This window comes from Streptomyces doebereineriae, from assembly GCF_031845645.1.
Classification (GTDB): domain Bacteria; phylum Actinomycetota; class Actinomycetes; order Streptomycetales; family Streptomycetaceae; genus Streptomyces; species Streptomyces canus.
The window spans coordinates 317846-341158 of record NZ_JAVREZ010000004.1 but is presented as its reverse complement, the minus strand read 5'-3'; the positions used below and the strand labels follow the sequence as shown (position 1 = coordinate 341158).

The 23313-nt window shown below is 67.6% G+C and carries 17 protein-coding genes and 2 riboswitches; of the genes, 10 read left to right on the top strand and 7 right to left on the bottom strand.

What is annotated here, in order from left to right:
* Positions 1–4 precede the first annotated feature (4 nt).
* Positions 5–2593, bottom strand: coding sequence for a DEAD/DEAH box helicase (locus RNB18_RS14460; protein WP_311714498.1), 2589 nt, complete (start codon positions 2591–2593; stop codon positions 5–7).
* Between the two features lie 158 nt (positions 2594–2751).
* On the opposite strand from RNB18_RS14460, the gene RNB18_RS14455 reads away from it, so the two are divergent.
* Positions 2752–5748 (top strand): helicase-related protein, encoded by a 2997-nt coding sequence (locus tag RNB18_RS14455; RefSeq protein ID WP_311714497.1) that lies wholly within the window; start codon positions 2752–2754, stop codon positions 5746–5748.
* A gap of 387 nt (positions 5749–6135) precedes the next feature.
* Complete coding sequence (locus RNB18_RS14450) at positions 6136–7296, top strand: IS110 family RNA-guided transposase (RefSeq protein ID WP_311714496.1); 1161 nt, start codon at positions 6136–6138, stop codon at positions 7294–7296.
* A 423-nt stretch (positions 7297–7719) separates the two neighbouring features.
* Here the strand turns inward: RNB18_RS14450 and RNB18_RS14445 are convergent, their stop codons facing one another.
* The 6 genes from RNB18_RS14445 to gcvT all read right to left on the bottom strand — a co-directional run bounded on the left by RNB18_RS14445 (position 7720) and on the right by gcvT (position 13790).
* Positions 7720–8619, bottom strand: a complete 900-nt coding sequence (locus tag RNB18_RS14445; protein ID WP_311714495.1) for a nucleotidyl transferase AbiEii/AbiGii toxin family protein — start codon at positions 8617–8619, stop codon at positions 7720–7722.
* A complete protein-coding gene (locus RNB18_RS14440) occupies positions 8619–9233 on the bottom strand; it encodes a type IV toxin-antitoxin system AbiEi family antitoxin domain-containing protein (protein WP_311714494.1) in 615 nt (204 codons plus the stop codon). The genes RNB18_RS14445 and RNB18_RS14440 overlap by 1 nt, the downstream gene beginning before the upstream one ends.
* Positions 9234–9494: 261 nt before the next feature.
* On the bottom strand, positions 9495–10862 hold the full coding sequence (locus RNB18_RS14435) for an L-serine ammonia-lyase (RefSeq protein ID WP_311714493.1): 1368 nt from the start codon (positions 10860–10862) through the stop codon (positions 9495–9497).
* Between the two features lie 56 nt (positions 10863–10918).
* A complete protein-coding gene (gene glyA, locus RNB18_RS14430; RefSeq protein WP_311714492.1) occupies positions 10919–12181 on the bottom strand; it encodes a serine hydroxymethyltransferase in 1263 nt (420 codons plus the stop codon).
* A 14-nt stretch (positions 12182–12195) separates the two neighbouring features.
* The gene (gene gcvH / locus RNB18_RS14425; RefSeq protein WP_007384830.1) at positions 12196–12573 is read right to left on the bottom strand and encodes a glycine cleavage system protein GcvH; all 378 of its coding nucleotides are present in this window, start codon (positions 12571–12573) and stop codon (positions 12196–12198) included.
* Between the two features lie 98 nt (positions 12574–12671).
* On the bottom strand, positions 12672–13790 hold the full coding sequence (gene gcvT, locus RNB18_RS14420; RefSeq protein ID WP_311714491.1) for a glycine cleavage system aminomethyltransferase GcvT: 1119 nt from the start codon (positions 13788–13790) through the stop codon (positions 12672–12674).
* 46 nt (positions 13791–13836) lie between these two features.
* Positions 13837–13948: riboswitch (glycine riboswitch) on the bottom strand.
* A riboswitch (glycine riboswitch) is annotated at positions 13949–14045 on the bottom strand.
* Between the two features lie 169 nt (positions 14046–14214).
* On the opposite strand from gcvT, the gene RNB18_RS14415 reads away from it, so the two are divergent.
* The 8 genes from RNB18_RS14415 to RNB18_RS14380 all read left to right on the top strand — a co-directional run bounded on the left by RNB18_RS14415 (position 14215) and on the right by RNB18_RS14380 (position 23246).
* A complete protein-coding gene (locus RNB18_RS14415; RefSeq protein ID WP_311714490.1) occupies positions 14215–14889 on the top strand; it encodes an AAA family ATPase in 675 nt (224 codons plus the stop codon).
* A 68-nt stretch (positions 14890–14957) separates the two neighbouring features.
* Entirely contained in the window at positions 14958–15752 is a 795-nt protein-coding gene (locus tag RNB18_RS14410; RefSeq protein WP_311714489.1) for an enhanced serine sensitivity protein SseB, read from the top strand.
* 111 nt (positions 15753–15863) lie between these two features.
* Positions 15864–16619 (top strand): enhanced serine sensitivity protein SseB C-terminal domain-containing protein, encoded by a 756-nt coding sequence (locus RNB18_RS14405; RefSeq protein WP_311714764.1) that lies wholly within the window; start codon positions 15864–15866, stop codon positions 16617–16619.
* Positions 16620–16955: 336 nt separating this feature from the next.
* Positions 16956–17954: an ABC transporter permease gene (locus RNB18_RS14400; RefSeq protein ID WP_266559331.1), complete on the top strand. Its 999-nt coding sequence runs from the start codon at positions 16956–16958 to the stop codon at positions 17952–17954.
* A 59-nt stretch (positions 17955–18013) separates the two neighbouring features.
* Positions 18014–19765 carry an ABC transporter substrate-binding protein gene (locus RNB18_RS14395; protein WP_266559329.1) on the top strand — a complete coding sequence of 584 codons (1752 nt, stop codon included), beginning with the start codon at positions 18014–18016 and terminating at the stop codon, positions 19763–19765.
* Positions 19766–19834: 69 nt separating this feature from the next.
* Entirely contained in the window at positions 19835–20842 is a 1008-nt protein-coding gene (locus tag RNB18_RS14390; protein ID WP_311714488.1) for an ABC transporter permease, read from the top strand.
* Positions 20839–21930: an ABC transporter ATP-binding protein gene (locus RNB18_RS14385; protein WP_311714487.1), complete on the top strand. Its 1092-nt coding sequence runs from the start codon at positions 20839–20841 to the stop codon at positions 21928–21930. Before RNB18_RS14390 ends, RNB18_RS14385 begins: the two co-directional genes overlap by 4 nt.
* Positions 21927–23246: an ABC transporter ATP-binding protein gene (locus RNB18_RS14380; protein ID WP_311714486.1), complete on the top strand. Its 1320-nt coding sequence runs from the start codon at positions 21927–21929 to the stop codon at positions 23244–23246. Before RNB18_RS14385 ends, RNB18_RS14380 begins: the two co-directional genes overlap by 4 nt.
* The last annotated feature ends 67 nt before the right edge of the window (positions 23247–23313 follow it).

Genomic DNA, 23313 nt, shown 5'->3' with positions numbered 1-23313 from the left:
TCCGTCAGCCGCCCGTGAGTAGGCGTTCGCGCTCGGCCGCCACGATCTCGCGAGCCAGCTCAGCATCCGTGATGTCGAATGCTTCCGGGGCGCTGTCGGCGGTTTCGGAGACGCGGGCAAACTCCGCGAAGAGTTGGTTCTTGCGCGCCAGGATCTCAATGATGCGCTGGTCGACGCCTTCTTCGGAGAGCAGGCGGTGCACTTGTACCGACTCCAGCTGCCCCATCCTGTGGGAGCGGCCGATGGCTTGCCATTCGGTCGTCGGCTTGAGCTGGGGCTCGCAGATCACGACGACCGATGCCGACTGAATGTTCAGACCGACGCCGCCTGCCACGATCTGTGCGACGAGGACTGCCCCGTGGCGGGCTTGGGAGAATTCATCAACCATGCTCTGTCGCTTCGCGGCGGGAACGGAGCCGGTAAGGGGCCCGAACACCTTCCCCGGAAGGACCGACGCCACTGCATCGAGGACGTCACGGAAGTACGAGAAGACCAGCACCTTGCGCTCGTTGTCCTCTGCCTCCTGGACGATGTCGACGAGGCGCTGCATCTTCTCGGACTTCGCGCCGGCGCGTAGCGCGGCCTGGCGCATGGCCATGAAGTTGCCTTCGATGACAGCCGCTCGGTAGTGCTGCTCGTCGGCGCTGGACATCGGCATCCACTCGTCGACTTCGAACCGCTCCGGGAGCTCGGTGAGGACGTCTTCCTGATTGCGCCGCAGGTAGGCCGGTGCCACCTGCTTCCGGAACTGGCGAGGAGCGATTTCCGAGGCACTGATCGACAGGTCTGGCCGGAGGTAGCCGACGAGATTGCGGAACTCCTCGATCCGGTTCTCCAGCGGGGTGCCGGTCAGTAGGATCGCTCGCTCCGAGCTCTTGATCAGGGCCGTGGATCGCCGGGTTCGCTGGGCGTCCGGATTCTTGATGTAGTGCGCTTCGTCGAACACCAGGCACGCAAGTTCGGCGCGTTCGGGGATCCGACCTTCCAGCCAACCGAGGATGTCGTAGGTGGTGACCGCGACTCCACCATTGCGGATCCAGGACTTCAGCGCGTCGTCGCGACCGGGCCCGTGCAGGCGATACGCGCGCAGATCGGACTTGGCCTGGACTTCGCGCACCCAGTTGGTCACGACAGCGGCTGGGCACACGACCAGGAAGTGGGAGGAGCCCTTGGCGCGCAAGTGGGCGAGTACGGCGAGTGACTCGACCGTCTTTCCCAGCCCCATCTCGTCGCCGATGATGACCTTCCGTTGCACGATTGCGAAGCGGGCACCGAACGACTGGTATCCACGAAGGGACGCCTTCAGATGGCTGGTGTCGAGCTTGAGCTCCCTGACCGCCTCGACGATTTCGGTCGGTAGGTCGCCGTGACTCTTCTCGGCGTCGTCGGCCAGGAATCCGAGCTCCGCGAGCATCGCGTAGTAGTCGGCCGGGCGGGCGATGAAATCCTCCCAAGGATCACCGCCTGCGGCGTCGTCCCCGCCGCTGAGCTTCGCCCCGCGGCGCTCGACGGCCGCCAGCGCGGTACGCAACTCGGCGACGGTTCGAGCCTGGGGGACGAGAACCACGTGGGAGGTCTTGGAATCAAGGCTTTGGAGGAGCGGCCGAACCGCGTCGGCGGCAGTGAGGTCGGCTGTCGCGCTGCGGATCGAGCGTGCCGTGTCCCAAGCCCGCATCGCCTTGAGGAGCTTCGTGGTGTCGCGGGATCGGTTCCTGATGTCGATTCGGACCGGCATCTCGTCCAGCGTGGTCTGCCAGATGGTCCGTGCGGCGCCGACCATCCGGTTGCCCGTCGTCTCACCGACGCCGGGGAGCGATCGAATCCGTGATTTCTGGTCGAGGACCTGCTGCACGTTCCTGATCCCGGCATCGGTCAGCGCCGTGATGCGCAGTTGGCCGCTGGTTGCGTCCTTGAGCCGCTCGACGGGCATTTCGGCGACCAGTTTGCGAGCCTCGGCCTGTCGGACGGTATTGCCGGCGGCATTGACGGCCGTTCTGAACTGGTCCTCGCGCTGCAGGGCCTGATCGATCGCGCTGATCGCGGTCTTGGCGACATCCAGTTCATGCCGCCCGACGAGTTCGGCTCGGCCGCCGAGGAGTTGGGCGAAGCCGACCGTGTCATCGAGGATGGCCGAGGGCCCGATTGCGGGGACAGCCTTCCTGTCCCAGGCTGCCAGGCTTTCCAACTCGGTTACGAGTGGGGTGCTCGTAGCCCGCCCGTGGAGGGATATCAGGTATGCCGCAGCTTGCTCTGCTTCATCCTTGCGGCCTTTGCCCGACAATATCCGGCGGGCACCGAACAGCGCCCGGACGGCCGTCAACGCTGGGCCGACGTCGTTGGTCAACTGCTGGATGCCCTGCTGGGCATTCGTCGTGAGCGTCGGAAGAGCCTGACGGCAGGCCAGGGAGGTCACCAGGGCGACATCGGACGGTGAGACCTGAAGTACGCGCCATGCGGTGGTGGTCCCGGTCCCGAGTGAGGCCACGCGGCCGAGGAACTGCCTGGCGGCGTCTTCCGCCGCTGCCTCGACGGTCTCACGTTGCTCGACGATCCCCACCGCGAGCTTGCGCCACCCGCTGATCTCCTCCACCACACCACGCAGGTGCTGACGTGCTTCTCGCTCCATTGCCCCCGCCGACTCGCATGACCTCTGGGAAGATTAGCGACCCCGGTTGACGAAGTCGACGGGATCAGGAAATCGCCGGAACGTCCGAGTAGCGTTCGCAGGCCGCCAAGCAGGAGGTTGTGTACGTGCTGCTCGAGGAGCTCAAGCCGGGGCTGCGGATCGACGGACTCATACCGGCGGAGGCAGTCACGGTCATCGCCGCCCAGTGGCACGGTGCGAACGCGCTCGAACTGACCTACAAGACCGCCGCAGGCGGCCTCGACCAGCGGGTCGTCTTCCGCAAGGACGAGGACAAGCTGAGCGTCGCCCGCGGCGGCAGCCGCGCCTTCGACGCGAACACAAGTGACTTCAAGCTGGTCGCCGAGGCTCAGCGGATCTCACTGGCTGGTCTGTTCGACCCTATGCTCGCCGTGGCGACCAGTGACGTTCAGCCGCTCCCGCACCAGATCCGCGCCGTGTACGGCGAGCTCATGCCCCGTACACCGTTGCGCTTCCTGCTTGCGGACGATCCGGGCGCGGGAAAGACGATCATGGCTGGGCTCTACATCAAGGAGCTCCTGCTGCGCGATGACGTCAAGCGGTGTCTCATCGTGGCTCCGGGAGGCTTGGTCGATCAGTGGCAGGATGAGCTCTTCTTCAAGTTCGGCCTCCGCTTCGACCTGCTCACGAACCAGCTCATCGACTCCCAGCTCCATCTCAACGTCTTCGAGACCAACCCGCTTCTGATCGCCCGCATGGACCAGCTCTCTCGTAACGAGCACCTGAAGGCGCAGCTCCAGGAGACGGAGTGGGACCTGATCGTCGTTGACGAGGCGCACCGCATGGGGGGCCACTACTTCGGTGGCAAGGTGGAGAAGACCAAACGGTTCCAGCTTGGCGAGATGCTCGGCGAGATCACTCGCCACCTGCTCCTGATGACAGCGACCCCGCACTCGGGAAAGGAGGAGGACTTCCAGCTCTTCCTCACCCTGCTGGACCGTGACCGGTTCGAGGGCAGGCAGAAGAGGAGCGTCGACGTCAGCGGGATCATGCGGCGCATGATCAAGGAAGACCTGCTTACCTTCGAGGGCAGGAAGCTCTTCCCGGAGCGCATTGCGGAGACCGTCCCCTACGAACTCACGGCACTCGAGTACGACCTCTACGAGGACGTCACCCACTATGTCCGCGAGGGGATGAACCGCGCCGACCGCATCGGTGGCAAACGCAAGAACACTGTCGGTTTCGCGCTTACCGTTCTGCAGCGACGCCTGGCCTCCAGCCCCGAGGCGATCTACAAGAGCCTCGTGCGGCGTACCGAGCGCCTGGAGCGCAAGAAGCAGGAGATCCTTAACGGTACCTGGCGCGAGAGCATGCCCACCATCGACCTTGCCGACTTCGACGATAGCGACCTCAATGCCGAAGAGATCGAGGAGATCGAGGAGGAACTGCTCGATGCCGCGACGGCGGCGCAGACGGTCGACGAGCTCAACGCCGAACTCGCCGAGCTGAGGGCGTTGGTGAAGACGGCGCAGCGGGTCCGCGAGGCAGGTACGGACCGCAAATGGACCGAGCTGTCCGCCCTCCTCCGGGACCACGCGCTGGTGACAGACGCCAATGGCCGACCTCGGAAACTCATCATCTTCACCGAGCACCGCGACACCCTCCACTATCTGCAGGGCAAGATCGGGTCGCTTCTGAGCAAGCCCGACGCCGTCAAGGCTATTCACGGCGGCGTACGCCGGAGCGAACGCCGACAGATCACCGAGGAGTTCACCAAGAACCGCGACGTTCAGATCCTGCTGGCCACCGACGCCGCCGGCGAGGGACTCAACCTGCAGGCCGCACACCTGATGGTCAACTACGACCTGCCCTGGAACCCCAACCGCATCGAGCAGCGCTTCGGCCGCATCCACCGCATCGGCCAGGAGGAGGTCTGCCGGCTCTGGAACCTCGTCGCCTCCAACACCCGCGAGGGCGAGGTTTTCACGCGCCTGCTGGAGAAGCTCGACCAGATGCGCGAGACGTACGGCGGGAAGGTCTTCGATGTCCTGGGAGAGGCGTTCGCCGAGACCCCGCTGCGAGACTTGCTGCTCGATGCCATCCAGTACGGTGAGCAGCCAGACGTCAAGAACAGGATGTACGAGGTCATCGACAGCACCGTCGGAGACGGCCTCAAGGGCCTCCTGGACGAGCGTGCGCTCGCTTCGGAGCACCTCTCAGATGCCGATCTTCGCGCCCTGCGCGTCACGATGGACGAAGCCCGCGCCCGACGTCTTCAGCCGCACTACATCGAATCGACCTTCAAGGACGCCTTCACCCGGCTCGGTGGCCGGATCGTCAAGCGCGAACAGGGGCGTTACGAGATAGCCAACGTGCCCCAGCACATCCGCTCAGCAGGCAACGGACCGATTGCCACCAAGTACGATCGCATCACCTTCGACCTCAGCCACGTCCAGCCTGACGACCGCGCCCGCGCCGACCTGCTCGCCCCCGGCCACCCGCTGCACGACGCCGTCATGGACGAAACCATCCGGAACTTCGGGGGCGCCCTCAACCAGGGCACCGTCCTCGTCTCGGCCACCCTCGAAGAACCGCACCTCCTCGTCGGGGTCGTCGAAGAGGTCGCGGACGCCACTGGTGAGTCGGTGGCCCGACGGTTCGCCTACGCCTACATCGACAGCCACGGCACCGTGCACCCGGCCGGCCCCGCGCCCTACCTCGACTGCGCCGCGGCGCCCAACGGCGCGGCGACCGACATCGCATGCGGACTTCCCTGGCTCGCAGACGCCGAAGACAAGGCAACCAGCTGGATCATCGCCAACCAGCTTCCCGAATACCTGGCCGAGGTCCAGCCCCGTCGCCTGGCAGAGTTGATCAAGACCCGGGAACTGGTGACCAAGCGCCTGACCTCGGAGAGCGAGCGGCTGCTCCGCGATGCTGCGGCAGCCTCCGAGAAGGAACGGAGGGGCGAGAAGCCCAAGGAGTCCTCCGAGAGCCTCCACCGCAAGGCCGTCGAGCTCGACGTACGGCTTCGGAAACGTCTCGCACTGCTCGACCAGCAGCAGCTGATGTCGACCAAGCCACCGCAGATCCTCACCGCGGCGCTTGTACTGAGCGTCTCCGATCTACCCTCTTGCGAGTGAAGACCGCTTTTGTGTGATCACGAGGAGGGCGGGAGCGCGGCGGTAATGCGGTTCGGGCTGACTCGCAGCAAGCCGAGCACCTGCCAGCGCCCGAGTTCGGCGAAGGCACACTCGGCAGGGTGCGGAGCCTGGTGAGGGCAGAGTTGGCTTGATTGTCCCTGGATGTCCTCACGGCCGAGTCCGCGCCGGAGCCGGTCTACGTGGCCGACGTGCGCGGCACCCAATAGCGGAGGCTGCTCAACCAGTGAGGTTCCCGACTTGTATTGGCTGTAGCGGAGCGCGGTCGGGTTGGCCGCTCGTAGTGTTCCGTAGGACGCTGGGCTGGATGGCTCGTGAGGTTCCTGCCGCCCGTTGGGGCTGGCCCGCTCGGGGTGTGCCGCCGACCCGGTGTCCGGTCACGGTCTGACTCAACAGAGGCGTGTCCCGGCAGCGGTTCCGGAAGTCGGCGTGTCGGCCGTGGACGTCCTGTCGTCCGGTCGTGAGGAACGAACTCCTGTGATATTGCTCGGTGTTGACCCGCACAAGTCCACTCACACCGCTACCGCCGTCGACCCTGTCTCAAATCAGCAGGCCGGTTCGCTGAGGATCGAGGCGAGCCTGGCGGAGTACCGGCGGCTCTTGACCTGGGGTCGCCGGTGGCCGCAGCGCAGGTGGGTGGTGGAGAACGCCAACGGGCTCGGCCGCCACCTGGCCCAGTGGCTCGTCGCCCGCGGCGAGACCGTCATCGATGTACCCGCCTCGGCGACCAGCCGCGTCCGTCAACTCACCCGTGGCGGCGGCCGCAAGAACGACCGGATCGACGCTGCCGCCGCGGCCGCGGCCACGGCCCACATCCACGGAGACGGGCGTGAGGTGAACATGGACGACCACTCCACGGCCCTGGCCCTGCTCGACGAACGACGCGTCAACCTCGCCCAGGCCCGGGTCCGGACCGTCAACCAGCTGCACGCTGTGCTGCGTGATCTGCTGCCCGGCGGGGCTCCGCCTCAGCTGTTGGCGGACCAGGCCGCCGCGCTGCTGCGCACGGTCCGCCCCGCCGGCGACGCCGAAAAGGTCCGCAAGGACCTTGCCCGCGACCTGGTCACGGAGATCCGGGCGCTGGACAAGCGGCTGGCGGAGAACGCCGTACGCATGGAGGAACTGGTCGAGTCCTCGGGCAGCAGGCTGATGAACACGCCCGGCGTCGGGCCGGTGCTGGCGGCACGGCTCGTCGGCCGTGTCGGACGCGCCAGCCGGTTCGCCACTGCGGCGGCGTTCGCGAACTACACAGGCGTCGCTCCGGTCGAGATCGCCAGCGCGGACAAGGCCCGCCACCGGCTCTCACGCTCCGGCGACCGCCAGCTCAACTCCGTCCTCCACACCATCGCCATCACTCAGATCAGGATGCCGAGCGCCCCAGGACATGCCTACTACCAGCGGGAACTCTCCGAAGGAAAGACACCACGGGAAGCCAAGCGCTGCCTGAAGCGCCGTCTCGCCGACCATGTGTGGCGCGTCATGATCGCCGACGAGCGCAGGTCCAAACACCCGCTGCCTCAAGCGACTTGACAAAACACAGAGGCACCCCGGCGTGCGGGACGTGCTGATCAGTGGGTCAGGAACGGACTTGAAGGACGGTCTCGGGAAACAGCCAACCGGCGAGGTCTGCACCGGCCACGTTGGAAGGGGCCTTCTCTGGAGCGACCCGCGGGAGACCCGGCACGCGTACGAAGGGTATGTGGGAGGCCGACAGTCTCGGTGTCCCTGCTTCTTGTCACCAGTGGTGGCCTTCCCGGTGGCCAGCCGGTGGCCGGACGCCTTTGGACGGTGCAGCATTGGGTGGCACGGGTCAATCTATTGCACGTGCTCTGATCAGGCAGAACGTCACTCAGTAGCACGACCAGGCACCACGCAGCACGAACGCTCACGGTCTCGTAATGCATACGTCTCGGGTTTGCGTCCCGAAGACTTGGTCGGTTTTTCAGGTCTGGTTCATGACCACGTGAGGGCCGCTGCATTCCATGTGAGGGTGACGGCGCCACCATCGAGGAGTGTGTCGGCGAAGGCGGTGACCTGCCGGATGACGTCGGTGAAGCGTTCGGGGTAGCCGGTTGCGGCGGAACCCTGTCGTCGGCGCCAGGCGGTGTAGGAGGTCTGGCGCCGCTCGGCGAGGTCGGTGATTGCGGTGCTGAGGGGTTTCAGGGTGATGCCGCGGTGTACGGCGGTGGCGGTGAGCGCCGTCGTGAGTTCCTGGCCGTCGAGGTCGTTGAGGGTGAGTAGGCGGTAGAGGTCTCCGTAGTCGCGGTCGCGGGTGTTGAGGTCGCCGAGGGAGACAGCGGTGGAGAGTTTTTCGGCGATGACGGTGGCGAGGGGGTAGCCGAGAATCTGGAAGTTTTCCGTCGTGAGCTGCTGTGGGTAGTCGATGATTTGAGGGCCGGGGGTGACAGGGTCGCCGAAGCTGACATCCAACTGGAGCTTGAGCCGGGCCCGGGCGATGGAGGCGGCCATGGACAGGCGTACGCCGTGGTACTCGTCCTCCTCGCGGATGGGGACGGTCTTGAGCGTCGCGGGATCGAACGCGACTCCGTCGTCGATCTCGGTGGCGGCGATCACCGCGATCCTGCGGACGATCTCGGTTTCCGTGCCTGGGAACGAGCGGCCGAGGATGTCGATGTCGCGGGTCATTCGACGTGCGCCGAACTGGGCCAGCAGCAGGCCGCCCTTGAGGACGAAGTGTTCCCGGCCAAGAGGCGAAACGGCCAAGCGGTAGAGGAATCGTTCGAGGACGTACTCGACCATGATCTCGTCTGTGGACCGGCTGTTGCGGCGAGCCAGGTTGCGCAGGTCGTTGTAGACGCGGCCGGCTGTGGTGTCACGCGCGGGGTTGGCCATCAGGCGAGCACCGCCTCTACGGCGGGACGGATGACGGAGAGGGCATCCAACTCGCGCGCGATGTGCTGGAGTTCGCCGACCCCGCTGCGTCCGTCTCGGCGCAGGTAGCGGCCGAGCGCCGACAGGGCGAGGGTCTCGCCGACACGGTTGCGGTGGCGCATCGCGTCGACGACGCTGCGGGCTGCGTTGTACACGGGGATGGTCTCACCCGGGGCTGCTTCGAACCGCTCGACTCCGAGGGCGAAGGTCTTCGGGGCGTACTGCGCCACCACGGTCGGCGGGTAGGAAATCGTGGGGCGGCGTGTACCGCGCGGCACGGCGATGTGCACTGCCGCGGGGATGTCGTCGATCAGCTCGTGCAGGGCCAGGGCGGACTCACCACACACGGCAGCGTGAGGAGCCCGCGCGCACACGGCCAGTAGGTCTGAATGTGCGGTCTCCGGGGCGTCTGCCCGCCGGTACACCCCACGGGACAGTTCGTCTATCTCCCCCTCCGCCATCAAGGACGCCAGATCACGGGAGGAGAGCAGGGCCTGACGTGCCTGCGCCGTCGTGAACGTGGGGGGCAGGTCGGCCAGCCGCTGCTCCAGGCGCGAGTTGTCCGCAGCACTCATGTATCGAATGGTACCCCTCTGTCAGTCTCAAGGGATCGATTTGATACATCTTGACGACAGTCGACGGTCAGGGCGGATTGGAAGAGAGATCGCGGATGTCACGAACCCCCAGGTCGGACGCCCATCCCGTGGGATTTCCTGGGGACTTTTCGGGGACTTTCACGTCTGTCACAGGGACATTCCGGGGACTTTCCGCCGCGTAAGCAGGGAAGGCCCCGACAGCGCTGAAAGACACGAACACGCTGGTCAGGGCCTGTCACCTCAGCACTCGATGATGTTCACCGCCAGCCCGCCCCGCGCCGTCTCCTTGTACTTCACGCTCATGTCGGCCCCGGTCTCCTTCATCGTCTTGATGACCTTGTCGAGGGACACCTTGTGCGAGCCGTCTCCCCGCAGGGCCATCTTCGCCGCCGTGACCGCCTTGACCGCGGCCATGCCGTTGCGTTCGATGCAGGGGATCTGGACCAGCCCGCCGACCGGGTCGCACGTCAGACCCAGGTTGTGTTCCATGCCGATCTCGGCGGCGTTCTCGACCTGTTCGGGGGAACCGCCGAGGACCTCGGCGAGAGCGCCCGCGGCCATCGAGCAGGCCGAGCCGACCTCGCCCTGGCAGCCGACCTCGGCGCCGGAGATGGACGCGTTCTCCTTGAAGAGCATGCCGATGGCACCGGCGGCCAGCATGAACCGGACGACGCCCTCCTCGTCGGCGCCGGGCACGAAGTTCATGTAGTAGTGGAGCACCGCGGGGATGATGCCTGCGGCCCCGTTGGTCGGGGCGGTCACCACCCGGCCGCCCGCCGCGTTCTCCTCGTTCACCGCCATCGCGTACAGCGTGATCCACTCCATGGAGTGCGCCAACGGATCGCCCTCGGCGCGGAGTTGGCGGGCTGTGACGGCGGCCCTGCGGCGCACCTTGAGCCCGCCGGGCAGGATGCCCTCACGGGACATGCCCCGCGACACGCAGGCCCGCATGACCTCCCAGATCTCCAGCAGCCCGGTGCGGATCTCGTCCTCGGTGCGCCAGGCGCGTTCGTTCTCCAGCATCAGGGCGGAGATCGACAGTCCGGTCTCCCTCGTCAGCCGCAGCAGCTCGTCGCCGGTGCGGAAGGGGTACTTCAGCACTGCGTCGTCGAGCTTGATCCGGTCCGCGCCCACCGCGTCCTCGTCGACGACGAACCCGCCGCCCACCGAGTAGTACGTCTTCGACATGAGCTCGGCGCCCGAGGCGTCGTACGCCCACACCGTCATGCCGTTCGCGTGGTACGGGAGTGTCTTGCGGCGGTGCAGTACCAGGTCGTCGTCGAAGGAGAAGGGGATCTCGCGCTCGCCGAGCAGCTTCAGGACGCCCGCGGCCTTGATCTCCGCCACCCGGTCGTCCGCGTTCTCCACGTCCACCGTGCGCGGGGAGGCACCCTCCAGGCCGAGCAGCACCGCCTTCGGGGTGCCGTGGCCGTGACCGGTCGCGCCCAGGGAGCCGTAGAGCTCGCAGCGCACCGAGGCGACGGAGGACAGCAGCTCCTCGTTGCGCAGGCGGCGGGCGAACATACGGGCCGCGCGCATCGGGCCGACCGTGTGGGAGCTGGACGGGCCGATGCCGATCGAGAACAGGTCGAAGACCGAGATGGCCACGGGCACTCCTTCAAAAAGGGTGGGGGCACACGTCGTCGGGTGCCCCCACCGTGGAACTACTTGTTCAGGCCGGGGTACAGCGGGTGCTTGTCGGCAAGGGCCTTCACCCGGGCCTTGAGCGACTTCAGGTCGTACGAGGGCTTCAGCGCCGAAGCGATGACGTCCGCGACCTCGGTGAAGTCCTCGGTCGTGAAGCCGCGGGTGGCCAGGGCGGGCGTGCCGATCCGCAGCCCCGACGTCACCATCGGCGGGCGCGGGTCGTTGGGGACGGCGTTGCGGTTGACCGTGATGCCGACCTCGTGGAGGCGGTCCTCGGCCTGCCGGCCGTCCAGTTCGGACTCGCGCAGGTCGACGAGGATGAGGTGGACGTCGGTGCCGCCGGAGAGCACGTCGACCCCGGCCTCCCGGGCGTCGTCGGCCGTCAGACGCTCGGCGAGGATGCGCGCACCGTCCACGGTACGCCGCTGGCGCTCCTTGAACTCCTCCGAGGCCGCCACCTTGAAGGACACCGCCTTCGCCGCGATCACGTGCTCCAGGGGACCGCCCTGGAAGCCCGGGAAGACTGAGGAGTTCAGCTTCTTCGCGAACTCCTTCTTCGCCAGGATGATCCCGCCGCGCGGTCCGCCCAGCGTCTTGTGGGTGGTGGAGGTGACCACGTCCGCGTACTCGACGGGGTTCGGGTGCAGCCCCGCCGCCACCAGGCCCGCGAAGTGGGCCATGTCGACCCACAGATACGCCCCGACCTCGTCGGCGATCCGGCGGAACTCCGCGAAGTCCAGCTGCCGCGGGTACGCCGACCATCCGGCGATGATCACCTTGGGCCGGTGCTCCTTGGCGAGCTTCTCCAGCTCGGCCATGTCGACGAGACCCGCCTCGTCCACGTGGTACGCGACCACGTCGAACTGCTTGCCGGAGAAGTTCAGCCGCATCCCGTGGGTGAGGTGACCGCCGTGCGCCAGGTCCAGACCCAGGATCGTGTCACCGGGCTGCGCCAGCGCGAACAGGGCGGCCTGGTTCGCGGAGGCACCGGAGTGGGGCTGGACGTTGGCGTACTCGGCTCCGAACAGCTCCTTGACCCGGTCGATCGCGATCTGCTCGGCCACGTCGACGTGCTCGCAGCCGCCGTAGTAGCGACGGCCGGGATAGCCCTCGGCGTACTTGTTGGTGAGGACCGAGCCCTGCGCCTCCATGACGGCGAGCGGAGCGAAGTTCTCCGACGCGATCATCTCGAGGGTGGACTGCTGACGGTCCAGCTCGGCGTCGACCGCGGCGGCGATCTCCGGGTCGAGCTCGTGCAGGGGCGTGTTCAGTGCGGACATCGGGTGCGGACTCCTCAGCCGGCGGAAAAGGCGGTGTACTCGTCGGCGGAGAGCAGGTCGGCCGGCTCCTCGGCGACGCGTACCTTGAACAGCCAGCCGCCCTCGAAGGGGGCGGAGTTCACCAGCGCCGGGTCGCTCACGACGTCCTCGTTGACCTCGGTGACCTCACCGGAGACCGGGGAGTACAGGTCGCTGACCGACTTGGTCGACTCCAGCTCGCCGCAGGTCTCGCCCGCGGTCACCGTGTCACCGACCTCCGGGAGCTGGACGAAGACGACATCGCCGAGCGCGTTGGCCGCGTGCTCGGTGATGCCGACCGTCGAGACGCCGTCCTCGGCGCCCGACAGCCACTCGTGCTCCTTGCTGTAGCGCAGCTGCTGCGGGTTGCTCATGGTCTGAATTCTCCTGTACGCGGGGGAGTGCTGATGAATGGGGGACTGCGGAAGGCGTGCGTGAGCAGCGACTCTGTGCTCAGCATCACCTACGACGGCTACTTCTGACGCTTGTAGAACGGCAGCGCCACGACCTCGTACGGCTCGTGACTGCCCCGGATGTCCACACCGACACCCGCCGTGCCCGGCGTCGCGTGCGCGGGGTCGACGTACGCCATCGCGATCGGCCTGCCCAGCGTGGGGGAGGGGGCACCGGAGGTGACCTCGCCGATCACCTCGCCGCCCGCGACGACCGCGTACCCGGCACGCGGGACCCGACGGCCCTCGGCGACGAGTCCGACGAGGACGCGTGGCGGGTTCTCCGCGGCACGGGTGGCCGCCTCGGCCAGCGCCTCCCGCCCGACGAAGTCACCCTCCTTCTCGAACTTCACGACCCGCCCGAGCCCGGCGTCGAAGGGCGTCAGCTCCCGCGAGAGCTCGTGCCCGTACAGCGGCATGCCCGCCTCGAGGCGCAGCGTGTCCCGGCAGGACAGGCCACAGGGGACCAGGCCGGCCGGCTCGCCCGCCTTGGTCAGGGCCTGCCACAGCGCTTCCGCGTCGGACGGCGCGACGAACAGCTCGAAACCGTCCTCGCCGGTGTACCCGGTGCGGGCGATCAGCGCGGGCACCCCGGCGACCGTGCCGGGCAGACCGGCGTAGTACTTCAGGCCGTCGAGGTCGGCGTCGGTCAGGGAGGCGAGGATCCCGGGCGCCTGAGGTCCCTGTACGGCGATCAGCGCATAGGCGTCCCGGTCGTCACGCACCTCGGCGTCGAAGCCGGCCGCGCGCTCGGTGAGCGCGTCCAGCACGACCTGGGCGTTGGAGGCGTTGGCGACCACCATGTACTCGGTCTCCGCGAGCCGGTAGACGATCAGGTCGTCCAGGATGCCGCCGTCGGCCTGGCAGATCATGGTGTAGCGGGCGCGGCCGACACCCACGGACGCGATGTTGCCGACGAGGGCGAAGTTCAGCAGCTCGGCCGCCTGCGGCCCGGTCACGGTGATCTCGCCCATGTGGGAGAGGTCGAAGAGCCCGGCCTTCGTGCGCACGGCGTTGTGCTCGTCGCGCTCGGAGCCGTAGCGCAGGGGCATGTCCCAGCCGGCGAAGTCGGTCATGGTCGCGCCCAGCGAGCGGTGCAGGGCGTCGAGCGCGGTACGACGGGATTCGGTACTGCTCATCGGACGGTCGTCTCCCAAGGATCCAAGGCATGACGGGCGAGGGCTTTCCTCCCCATCTGTCATCGGAACCTGAGAGGTTCGCCCTGATCACGAAATGATCCGGGCTTGCACCGTGGGTGGAGCCGCCTTCGAGTCGGCGGCCCGCTTTTCAGATGTGCCTCGCCCGCGCGGTAACGGGGCCTGAGAGATTCAAGGGAGGGACTTGCTCCTTCGGCGCCCGGGTACACGTACCCAGGACTCTCCCGCGCGGATTCAAGCGGCCGGTATGCAGTTGGCGCGGACATCATTGCACGCCGCGCACGCGTCCGGCAGGGCGGCGTCTGTAACCAGCTTGTGGCGGTACGACTACAGAAAAGCGAGAGATCGTCCATTACCTTCTCTTTACGCTCGGTGGGGAGGGGAACCCCGACCCCGGAGGAGGACGATGACGGTGGACAGGACCACGGCGTACGCGACGACCTCGGGCATCGCGCTGCCGGAGCAGCCCGCGGCCCCGGCCGTCGAGCTCCGCGGCGCACGGCACGCCCCGGTCGTCCGCGACCTGCGCGATCGCGCGGGCCGCAGTCCGCACGCCCTGCTCTTCGGCCCCAGGGACCTCGTCGTCATCACCGGCCTGCCGGGCAGCGGCAAGTCCACGCTGATGAAGCGTGCGGTGGGCGGGATCCGGATCGACTCGCAGGACACCCGCGACCGCTGGGACGGCCGGCTGTCCGGCTTACTGCCGTACGCCGTCTACCGCCCCCTGGTCCGGCTCGCGCACTACGCCGGACTGCGCAGCGCCCTGCGCTCCGGCGAGGGAGTCGTGGTCCACGACTGCGGGACGCAGGCCTGGGTGCGCGGGTGGCTGGCCCGCGAGGCCCGGCGTCGGGGCGGCACCCTGCATCTGCTGCTGCTCGACGTCACGGCGGACACCGCGCTGGAGGGCCAGCGCGAGCGCGGCCGGGGCGTCTCGCGGTACGCCTTCCTGCGGCACCGGGGCGCGGCCTCCCGGCTGATCCGCTCCGTGGAGCGCGGTGACCTGCCCCAGGGTTGCGGTTCGGCGGTGCTGATCGACCGGGACGCCGCGGACGTGCTGCGGCGGATCGGTTTCACGGGCTGAGCCACCTTTCCGTCGCACCCGCTAGCCTTTCAGCCACATCAGTAGGTTCACAGCAGGCGGTCAGACAGATGGACTTCCCGGCGGATCTTCCCGCGGACTTTCCAGCACCGGCACACCCGCACCCTCATCCGCATGGCGGATGGCCCGGCAACGAACTGGAGGAGGTGCTCTCGGCCTCCCTCGGCATGCCCTCGGCGGGCGGCCGGATCATCGAGGTGCTCGGCCGCAGCTTCGTCTGGGTCCCCCTGCCGAACGGCGGCGGTCCGCACAGCGGCCCCCTCGACCTGCCCTCCCTGGAGATCGCGGGCCAGGCCTTCGTCCCGGTCTTCAGCTCCGAGGAGCAGCTCCGCCAGGTCGTCGGCAGCCATCTGTCGTACACCATCGCCCCGGCGGTCGAGTTCGCCCGTGGTCTGCCCCCGCACGTGGGCATCGCGGTGAACCCCGACGGAGTGGTCGGCGTGCCCCTCCCGCCCGCCGCGGTCGCGGATCTCTGCCGCGTGGGCCGCACCCCGCTGGACGGCCCCAACACCGGTGGCCGGGTCAAGCTCTACGAGCCGGACTGGCAGGACGACCCGGTCGACTTCCTGGCAGCCGCGTCGGCCGAGTTCGCGGCCACCGGAGTGGTCCTCACGGCCCGCCGCTGCCTGGCCGCGATCGAAACGGCCGACCCGGTGATGTTCGTGGGCGTCGAACTCTCCCAGTGGGAGGGCGATCTGCGCACTCTCCCGATGGACGCCCTCGGCAGGGCCCTGGGGACGACTCCGGTCCCCTGGCCGGTCAACCTGGTTCTGCTGGACGTGGCGGACGACCCGGTGGGCCACTGGATGCGCGAACAGGTGCGCCCCTTCTATACACAGGGCTGACGGCGCACAGATCCCGAGCTCGTGGGCGCTTAAGCTGGTTTCCTACTCGGGGCAACTTTCAAGAAGGGGCGATACAGGGTGAGCGCCACCACGACCGACCAGGTCGAGCACATGCTGCGCCAGGTGACCCCCGGGCGCTACGACGCCTACGAGGCACTGCTGCGCGCCCTGGCGACCCCGAACTCCGGCCAGATCTGGATGCTCCTGTGGCACGGCCAGGCCGGCTCCCCGGACGCCCAGTACGGAAACATGGAGGTCGACGGCTACGGCTACGCCCCCTGTGTGACCTCGGCCCAGGAGCTCAGCGCCAGCGGCTGGAACCGCTCGTACGAAGTGGTCGACGGCATCGATGTGGCCCGCACCCTCTACCCCGACCAGTACGGGCTTTGGCTCAACCCGCACGCCCCCGGCGGCGGCCTCGGCATCCCCTGGCTCGATCTGCGCCGCATCGCCACCGGCCTCGAGCGCCAGCCCGCGGGGCCGCTCAGGCTGTCGGAACCCGGCATCGAGATCCCCCAGTTCTACGCGCAGCTCGTGCAGAACGCCCACCGCACCCCGGCGGTCCGCTCACTGCGCCGCGCCTGGGTGCAGCCGGCGCTCGGGGCGCCGTATCTCGCGATCGGTCTGGACGTGTACGACACCAGCCCCTCGGCCGTGGACTCGGTGCGCGCGATGATGCAGCAGTCCATCGGCGCCGTCCCGGACGGGCTCCCGGTGTCGACCGTGGCGATGTCCGACGAGTACGACCCGGTGGCGCTGTGGATGCGCGCCGGTGCCCGTCCCTTCTACGACCGCGAGGCCCACGGGTCCCCCGCGCAGGCGCCGGCCGCCGGGTACGGCTACCCGCCGACCCGTGGCGGTTACTGAGAGCTACGACTACCTGTTCGACTCGTTTACGTAACGGCCACGTTTCTTCGCGCGTAGATAGCGGCAGGTCATCACGAAAGTCGCCTATTGTACCGTTCTGTCCCAACTAACATGCGTCCGAGAGGCGTTACCCGTTGTTCGGATAACGGAATCCCTCGTACTGCATCACGGTTACGCATACTTTCTTCGCCAGGCCTGGCGGGTGATCGCAGCGAAGCTGAAGACTCCCCAGGCAGACGCAGGATCAGACGTTCCCTGCGAGCTGAGCAAGTCGACAAAGCCGTAATCCACGGCAGGTGTAGGCCGGTCACCACCGGCGAGAGGGGTCGGGTCACTGTGACCGCACCGATCGAGACCACCGGGGCGCAGGCCGAGGCGCAGCCGGAGGCTGTCCTCGTCGGCGTCGACAAGGGGCAGATCGAGGGCCGTTCCCTGGGGCAGATCGCCTGGTCCCGGTTCAAGAAGGACAAGGTGGCGGTCGCCGGTGGCGTGATCGTCATCCTGCTGGTCCTCCTCGCGGTGCTCTCCCGGCCCATCCAGGCCATGTTCGGCCTCGACCCGAACGCCCTGCACCAGGATCTGATCGACCCCAACACCTCGCTGCCCAAGGGCAACTTCGGCGGCATGAGCTGGGACCACCCGCTCGGCGTGGAGCCGAAGTTCGGCCGCGACATCGCCACCCGCATCCTCGAGGGCTCCTGGGTCTCGCTGGTCGTCGCCTTCGGCGCCACGATCCTGTCCAACACGATCGGCGCCGTGCTCGGCGTGGTCGCCGGCTACTACGGCGGACGGGTCGACACGATCATCAGCCGGCTGATGGACACCTTCCTGGCGTTCCCGCTGCTGCTGTTCGCCATCGCCATCTCGGCCACACTCCAGGGCGGTGCCTTCGGGCTCGAGGGTCTGCCGCTGCACATCAGCGTGCTGATCTTCGTGATCGGCTTCTTCAACTGGCCCTACCTGGGCCGCATCGTGCGAGGTCAGACGCTGGCCCTGCGCGAGCGGGAGTTCGTCGACGCCTCGCGCGGGATGGGGGCCAGGGGGCCGTACATCCTCTTCCGGGAGCTGCTGCCGAACCTCGTCGGCCCGATCATCGTCTACTCGACGCTGCTCATTCCGACCAACATCCTCTTCGAGGCGTCGCTGAGCTTCCTCGGCGTCGGCATCCAGCCTCCCCAGGCCTCCTGGGGCGGCATGCTCAACCAGGCCGTCGACTTCTACCAGGTCGACCCGCAGTTCATGATCGTGCCTGGTCTGGCCATCTTCGTGACCGTCCTGGCGTTCAACCTGCTCGGCGACGGTCTCCGCGACGCTCTCGACCCGCGCAGCCGCTGACCCGCGACCGCGGTGAGAGTCCACCAGATTTCCGACAATTGAAGGGGAAGCAGACCATCATGCGAAGGTCAGCGCTGGCCGCAGTGGCGGCCATCGGCAGTGCGAGCCTGTTGCTCTCGGCTTGCAGCAAAGCCGATGACAACGACGGTGGAGACGGGAACAAGTCGGCTGGGGCCAACGCAGCGACCAAGGGCGTCGTCAATGCCTCCACCCAGAAGGGTGGGACGGTCACGTACGAGCTCACCGACGTTCCGGACTCCTTCGACCCGGGCAACACGTACTACGCCTACATGTACAACCTCAGCCGGCTGTACGCCCGCCCGCTGATGACCTTCCAGCCCGGTCCGGGCGAGGAGGGCAACAAGCTGGTCCCGGACCTCGCAGCGAGCGCGGGCCAGCCGAGCGACGGCGGCAAGACCTGGACGTACAAGCTGCGTTCGGGCCTGAAGTACCAGGACGGCACGGCGATCACCTCGAAGGACGTCAAGTACGCCGTCGAGCGCTCCAACTTCGCTCGTGACGTGCTCTCCCTCGGTCCGAACTACTTCCAGCAGTTCCTGGTGGGCGGCAAGGACTACAAGGGCCCCTACAAGGACAAGAGCGCCGAGGGCCTGAAGTCCATCGAGACGCCGGACGACACCACGATCGTCTTCAAGCTCAACACCGCCTTCCAGGAGTTCGACTACCTGGTCGCGACGCCGCAGACGGCGCCGGTCCCGCAGGCCAAGGACACCGGCATCGACTACATCAAGAGCATCGTGTCCTCGGGCTCGTACAAGTTCCAGAGCTACGACGAGGGCAAGCAGGCCGTCCTCGTCCGCAACGAGAACTGGGACGCGAAGACCGACCCGCTGCGCAAGCAGTATCCGGACAAGATCGTCGTCAAGCTGAAGGTCAACCCGGAGACCATCGACCAGGACGTCCAGGCCGGTGACGCGATCGAGCTCGCCGGTACGGGTGTCCAGGCCGCGACTCAGGCGAAGGTCGTCAACGACGCCTCGCTGAAGGCCAACACCGACAACGCATACGGTGGCCGTCTGGTCTACTTGGCGATCAACAACCAGGTCGCCCCGTTCACCAACGTCGCCTGCCGCAAGGCCGTCGAGTACGCCGTCGACAAGGTCTCCGTGCAGACCGCCGAGGGCGGCCCGATCCGCGGTGACATCGCCACCACCGTTCTGCCGCCGGACATCCCCGGCTACCAGAAGGCGGACGTCTACGCCACCACCGGCAACAAGGGTGACGTCGCCAAGGCCAAGGAGCAGCTGAAGGCCTGCGGCAAGACGGCGATCAGTACCAACATCTCCGCGCGCAGCGACCGTCCGCAGGAGATCGACGCGGCCACCGCGATCATCGCCTCGCTGAAGAAGGTCGGCATCAACGCCACCCTGAAGCAGTACCCGTCGGGCAAGTACTTCACCGACTACGCGGGTGTGCCGACGTTCGACAAGAAGCAGAACATCGGTCTGCACATGATGCAGTGGGGTGCCGACTGGCCGGGCGGCTACGGCTTCCTCCAGCAGATCCTGAACGGTGGCGCGATCGGCACGTCCGGTAACACCAACCTCTCGTACCTCGACGACAAGCAGATCAACGAGGCGCTGGCGAAGGCCATCGCCACCGAGGACGAGACCGCGCGCAACGCCCAGTACGCCGCGATCGACAAGCGTGCGATGGACCTGGCGGCGCTCGTTCCGCTGACCTACTTCAAGGTCCTGCTGTACCGCCCGGACAACTTCACCAACCTGGTGTCCTCGTCGGCCTTCAGCGGTCAGTACGACTACCTCAACATCGGCACGACCAAGAAGTAGCCCCGGAAGGCAGGTGAAGGCATTGGTGCCCGTGGGCCTCGCGGCCCGCGGGCACCAGCGCCGGTCCCCGTGATCTCGTACATCCTCCGTCGGACGTTCGCGGCAGTGATCCTGCTGCTGGTCGTCACCGCGGTCACCTTCGCGATCTTCTTCCTGCTGCCGCGGATGGCCGGCCAGACCGCCGACCAGCTCGCGCAGCAGTACATCGGAAAGAGTCCGACGAAGGCCGACATCGCCGCGGTCAAGCAGAACCTCGGTCTGGACGAGCCCCTGTATGCCCAGTACTGGCACTTCATCAAGGGGATCGTGTCCGGCGCCACCTACAACCTGGGCCCCACGACGGCGCACTGTGACGCGCCGTGCTTCGGCTACTCCTTCAAGAACCACGTCGCGGTGTGGCCGCAGCTCACCTCGCGCCTTCCGGTGACCGTCTCGCTGGCCGCCGGTGCCGCCGTGATGTGGCTGGTGTCCGGTGTGGTGATCGGCGTGATCTCCGCGCTCAAGCCCCGCAGCTTCTTCGACCGCGCCTTCATGGGCGTCGCGCTCGCCGGTGTCTCGCTGCCCATGTTCTTCACGGGCAACCTGGCGCTGCTGCTCTTCACCTACCAGTGGCCGATCTTCGGGCGAACCTACGTACCGTTCACCGAGAATCCGGCCCAGTGGGCCAACACACTCTTCCCGGCCTGGTGCTCGCTGGCGCTGCTGTACTCCGCCATCTACGCGCGGCTGACCCGCTCGGGCATGCTGGAGACGATGAACGAGGACTTCATCCGCACGGCCCGCGCCAAGGGCCTGCGGGAGCGCAAGGTGGTGGCCCGGCACGGGCTGCGGGCCGCGCTGACCCCGATCATCACCGTCTTCGGCATGGACCTGGGCCTGCTGCTCGGCGGCGCCGTGATCACCGAGACGGTGTTCTCGCTGCCCGGCATCGGCCAGTACGCGGTGCAGGGCATCACCGACAACGACCTGCCCCCGATCCTCGGCGTCACCCTGCTCGCCGCCTTCTTCGTCGTGATCGCAAATCTCCTGGTGGACCTGTTGTACGCCGCCGCCGACCCGCGGGTGAGGCTCTCGTGACCGAACTCTCCAAGACCGGTGCCGCCCTGGGCGAGCCGGCTCCCGGAAACGCTCCCGACGCCTTCCTCGCGGTCCGCGACCTCAAGGTGCACTTCCCGACCGACGACGGCCTGGTCAAGTCCGTCGACGGGCTCAGCTTCCAGGTGGAGAAGGGCAAGACCCTCTGCATAGTGGGCGAGTCGGGCTCCGGCAAGTCCGTCACCTCGCTGGCGATCATGGGCCTGCACCGGCTCGGGGCACGTGGCAAGAACGTCCAGATGTCCGGCGAGATCTGGCTGGACGGCAAGGAACTGGTCTCCGCCGACCCGGACGAGGTGCGCCGGCTGCGCGGCCGCGAGATGGCGATGATCTTCCAGGACCCGCTGTCCGCGATGCACCCGTACTACACGATCGGCAGTCAGATCGTGGAGGCGTACCGCGTCCACCAGGACGTCAACAAGAAGACCGCTCGCAAGCGGGCGATCGAGATGCTCGACCGGGTCGGCATCCCCGAGCCGGACAAGCGCGTGGACGGTTACCCGCACGAGTTCTCCGGCGGTATGCGCCAGCGCGCGATGATCGCCATGGCGCTCGTCAACAACCCCGAACTGCTCATCGCGGACGAGCCGACGACCGCCCTCGACGTCACCGTCCAGGCGCAGATCCTCGACCTCATCCGGGATCTGCAGAAGGAGTTCGGCTCCGCGGTCGTCCTCATCACCCACGATCTGGGTGTGGTCGCCGAGATCGCCGACGACGTCCTGGTGATGTACGGCGGCCGGTGCGTGGAGCGGGGCAGCGTCGACGACGTCTTCGAGCGGCCGCAGCACCCGTACACCTGGGGTCTGCTCGGCTCGATGCCGCGCATCGACCGGGAGACCTCCGAGCGGCTCATCCCCGTCAAGGGCCAGCCGCCGAGCCTCATCAACGTCCCCTCGGGCTGCGCCTTCCACCCCCGCTGCCCGTACGCGGACATCCCCAAGGGCGATGTCACCCGTACCGTGCGCCCGGAGCTCCAGCAGGTCGGCGGCGGGCACTTCTCCGCGTGCCACCTCTCGCCGGAGGACCGCACGCGGATCTGGACCGAAGAGATTGCGCCGAAGCTGTGAGTGAGACGAAGAAGACGGACGCGGACGTGACGGCCGCCCCCGACGAGCGCGAGATACTGCTCAAGGTCGAGGGCCTCCAGAAGCACTTCCCGATCCGCAAGGGCGTCCTCCAGCGCCAGGTCGGTGCGGTCAAGGCGGTCGACGGCATCGACTTCGAGGTGCGCAAGGGCGAGACCCTCGGCGTGGTCGGCGAGTCGGGCTGCGGCAAGTCGACCATGGGCCGGGTCATCACCCGCCTCCAGGAGCCGACCGGCGGTTCGATCCACTTCGAGGGCCAGGACATCACGCGGCTGAACGCGGCCGGGATGCGTCCGCTGCGGCGGGACATCCAGATGATCTTCCAGGACCCGTACGGCTCCCTGAACCCCCGGCACACCATCGGCGGAATCGTCTCGGCGCCGTTCCGGCTCCAGGGCGTGGAGCCCGAGGGCGGGGTGAAGAGGGAGGTCCAGCGCCTGCTGGAGCTGGTGGGCCTGAGCCCCGAGCACTTCAACCGCTACCCGCACGAGTTCTCCGGCGGCCAGCGTCAGCGCATCGGCATCGCCCGCGCGCTCGCGTTGAAGCCGAAGCTGGTGGTGGCGGACGAGCCGGTGTCCGCGCTGGACGTGTCGATCCAGGCGCAGGTCGTGAACCTGATGGACGACCTCCAGGAGGAGCTCGGCCTCACGTACGTGATCATCGCGCACGACCTGTCCGTCGTACGGCATGTCTCGGACCGCATCGCGGTGATGTACCTCGGCAAGATCGTCGAACTCGCCGACCGCACCTCGCTGTACGAGGCGCCGATGCACCCGTACACCAAGGCCCTGATGTCGGCGGTCCCGGTGCCGGACCCGAAGCGCCGCGGCACCAAGTCGGAACGCATCCTGCTGCGCGGCGACGTCCCGTCCCCGATCTCCCCGCCCTCGGGCTGCCGCTTCCACACCAGGTGCTGGAAGGCCACGGAGATCTGCAAGACGACGGAGCCCCAGCTGATCGAGCTGCGCCCCGGCCAGCGGGTGGCCTGCCACCACCCGGAGAACTTCGAGGACCAGGCCCCGCAGGACACCGTGCTCCTGTCGGTGGCCAAGGAGGCGGCCGCGCTGGTCGCCGAGGAGGTCCTGGCTGAGTCGGCGGAGACGTCGGCGGCGGTCGCGGCGGTGGTGGAGGGCTCCCAGGAGGCAGAGCCTTCCGAGACCTCGGCCGAGAAGCCCGCGGCCGAGGCCACGGCCGACGCCGAAGCCACGTCCGCGAAGACCGGCCCGGGAGCGAGGACCACGCCCGCCACCGGCGTCCAGGAAGCGGAAGACGACGGTCAGGAGTCAACCGACAAGTAACGCATGACGAGTTGGCAAAGTCATGCACATGCCCGAACGGGAGAGTGAAGAGTCGTCCGTGTCCGAC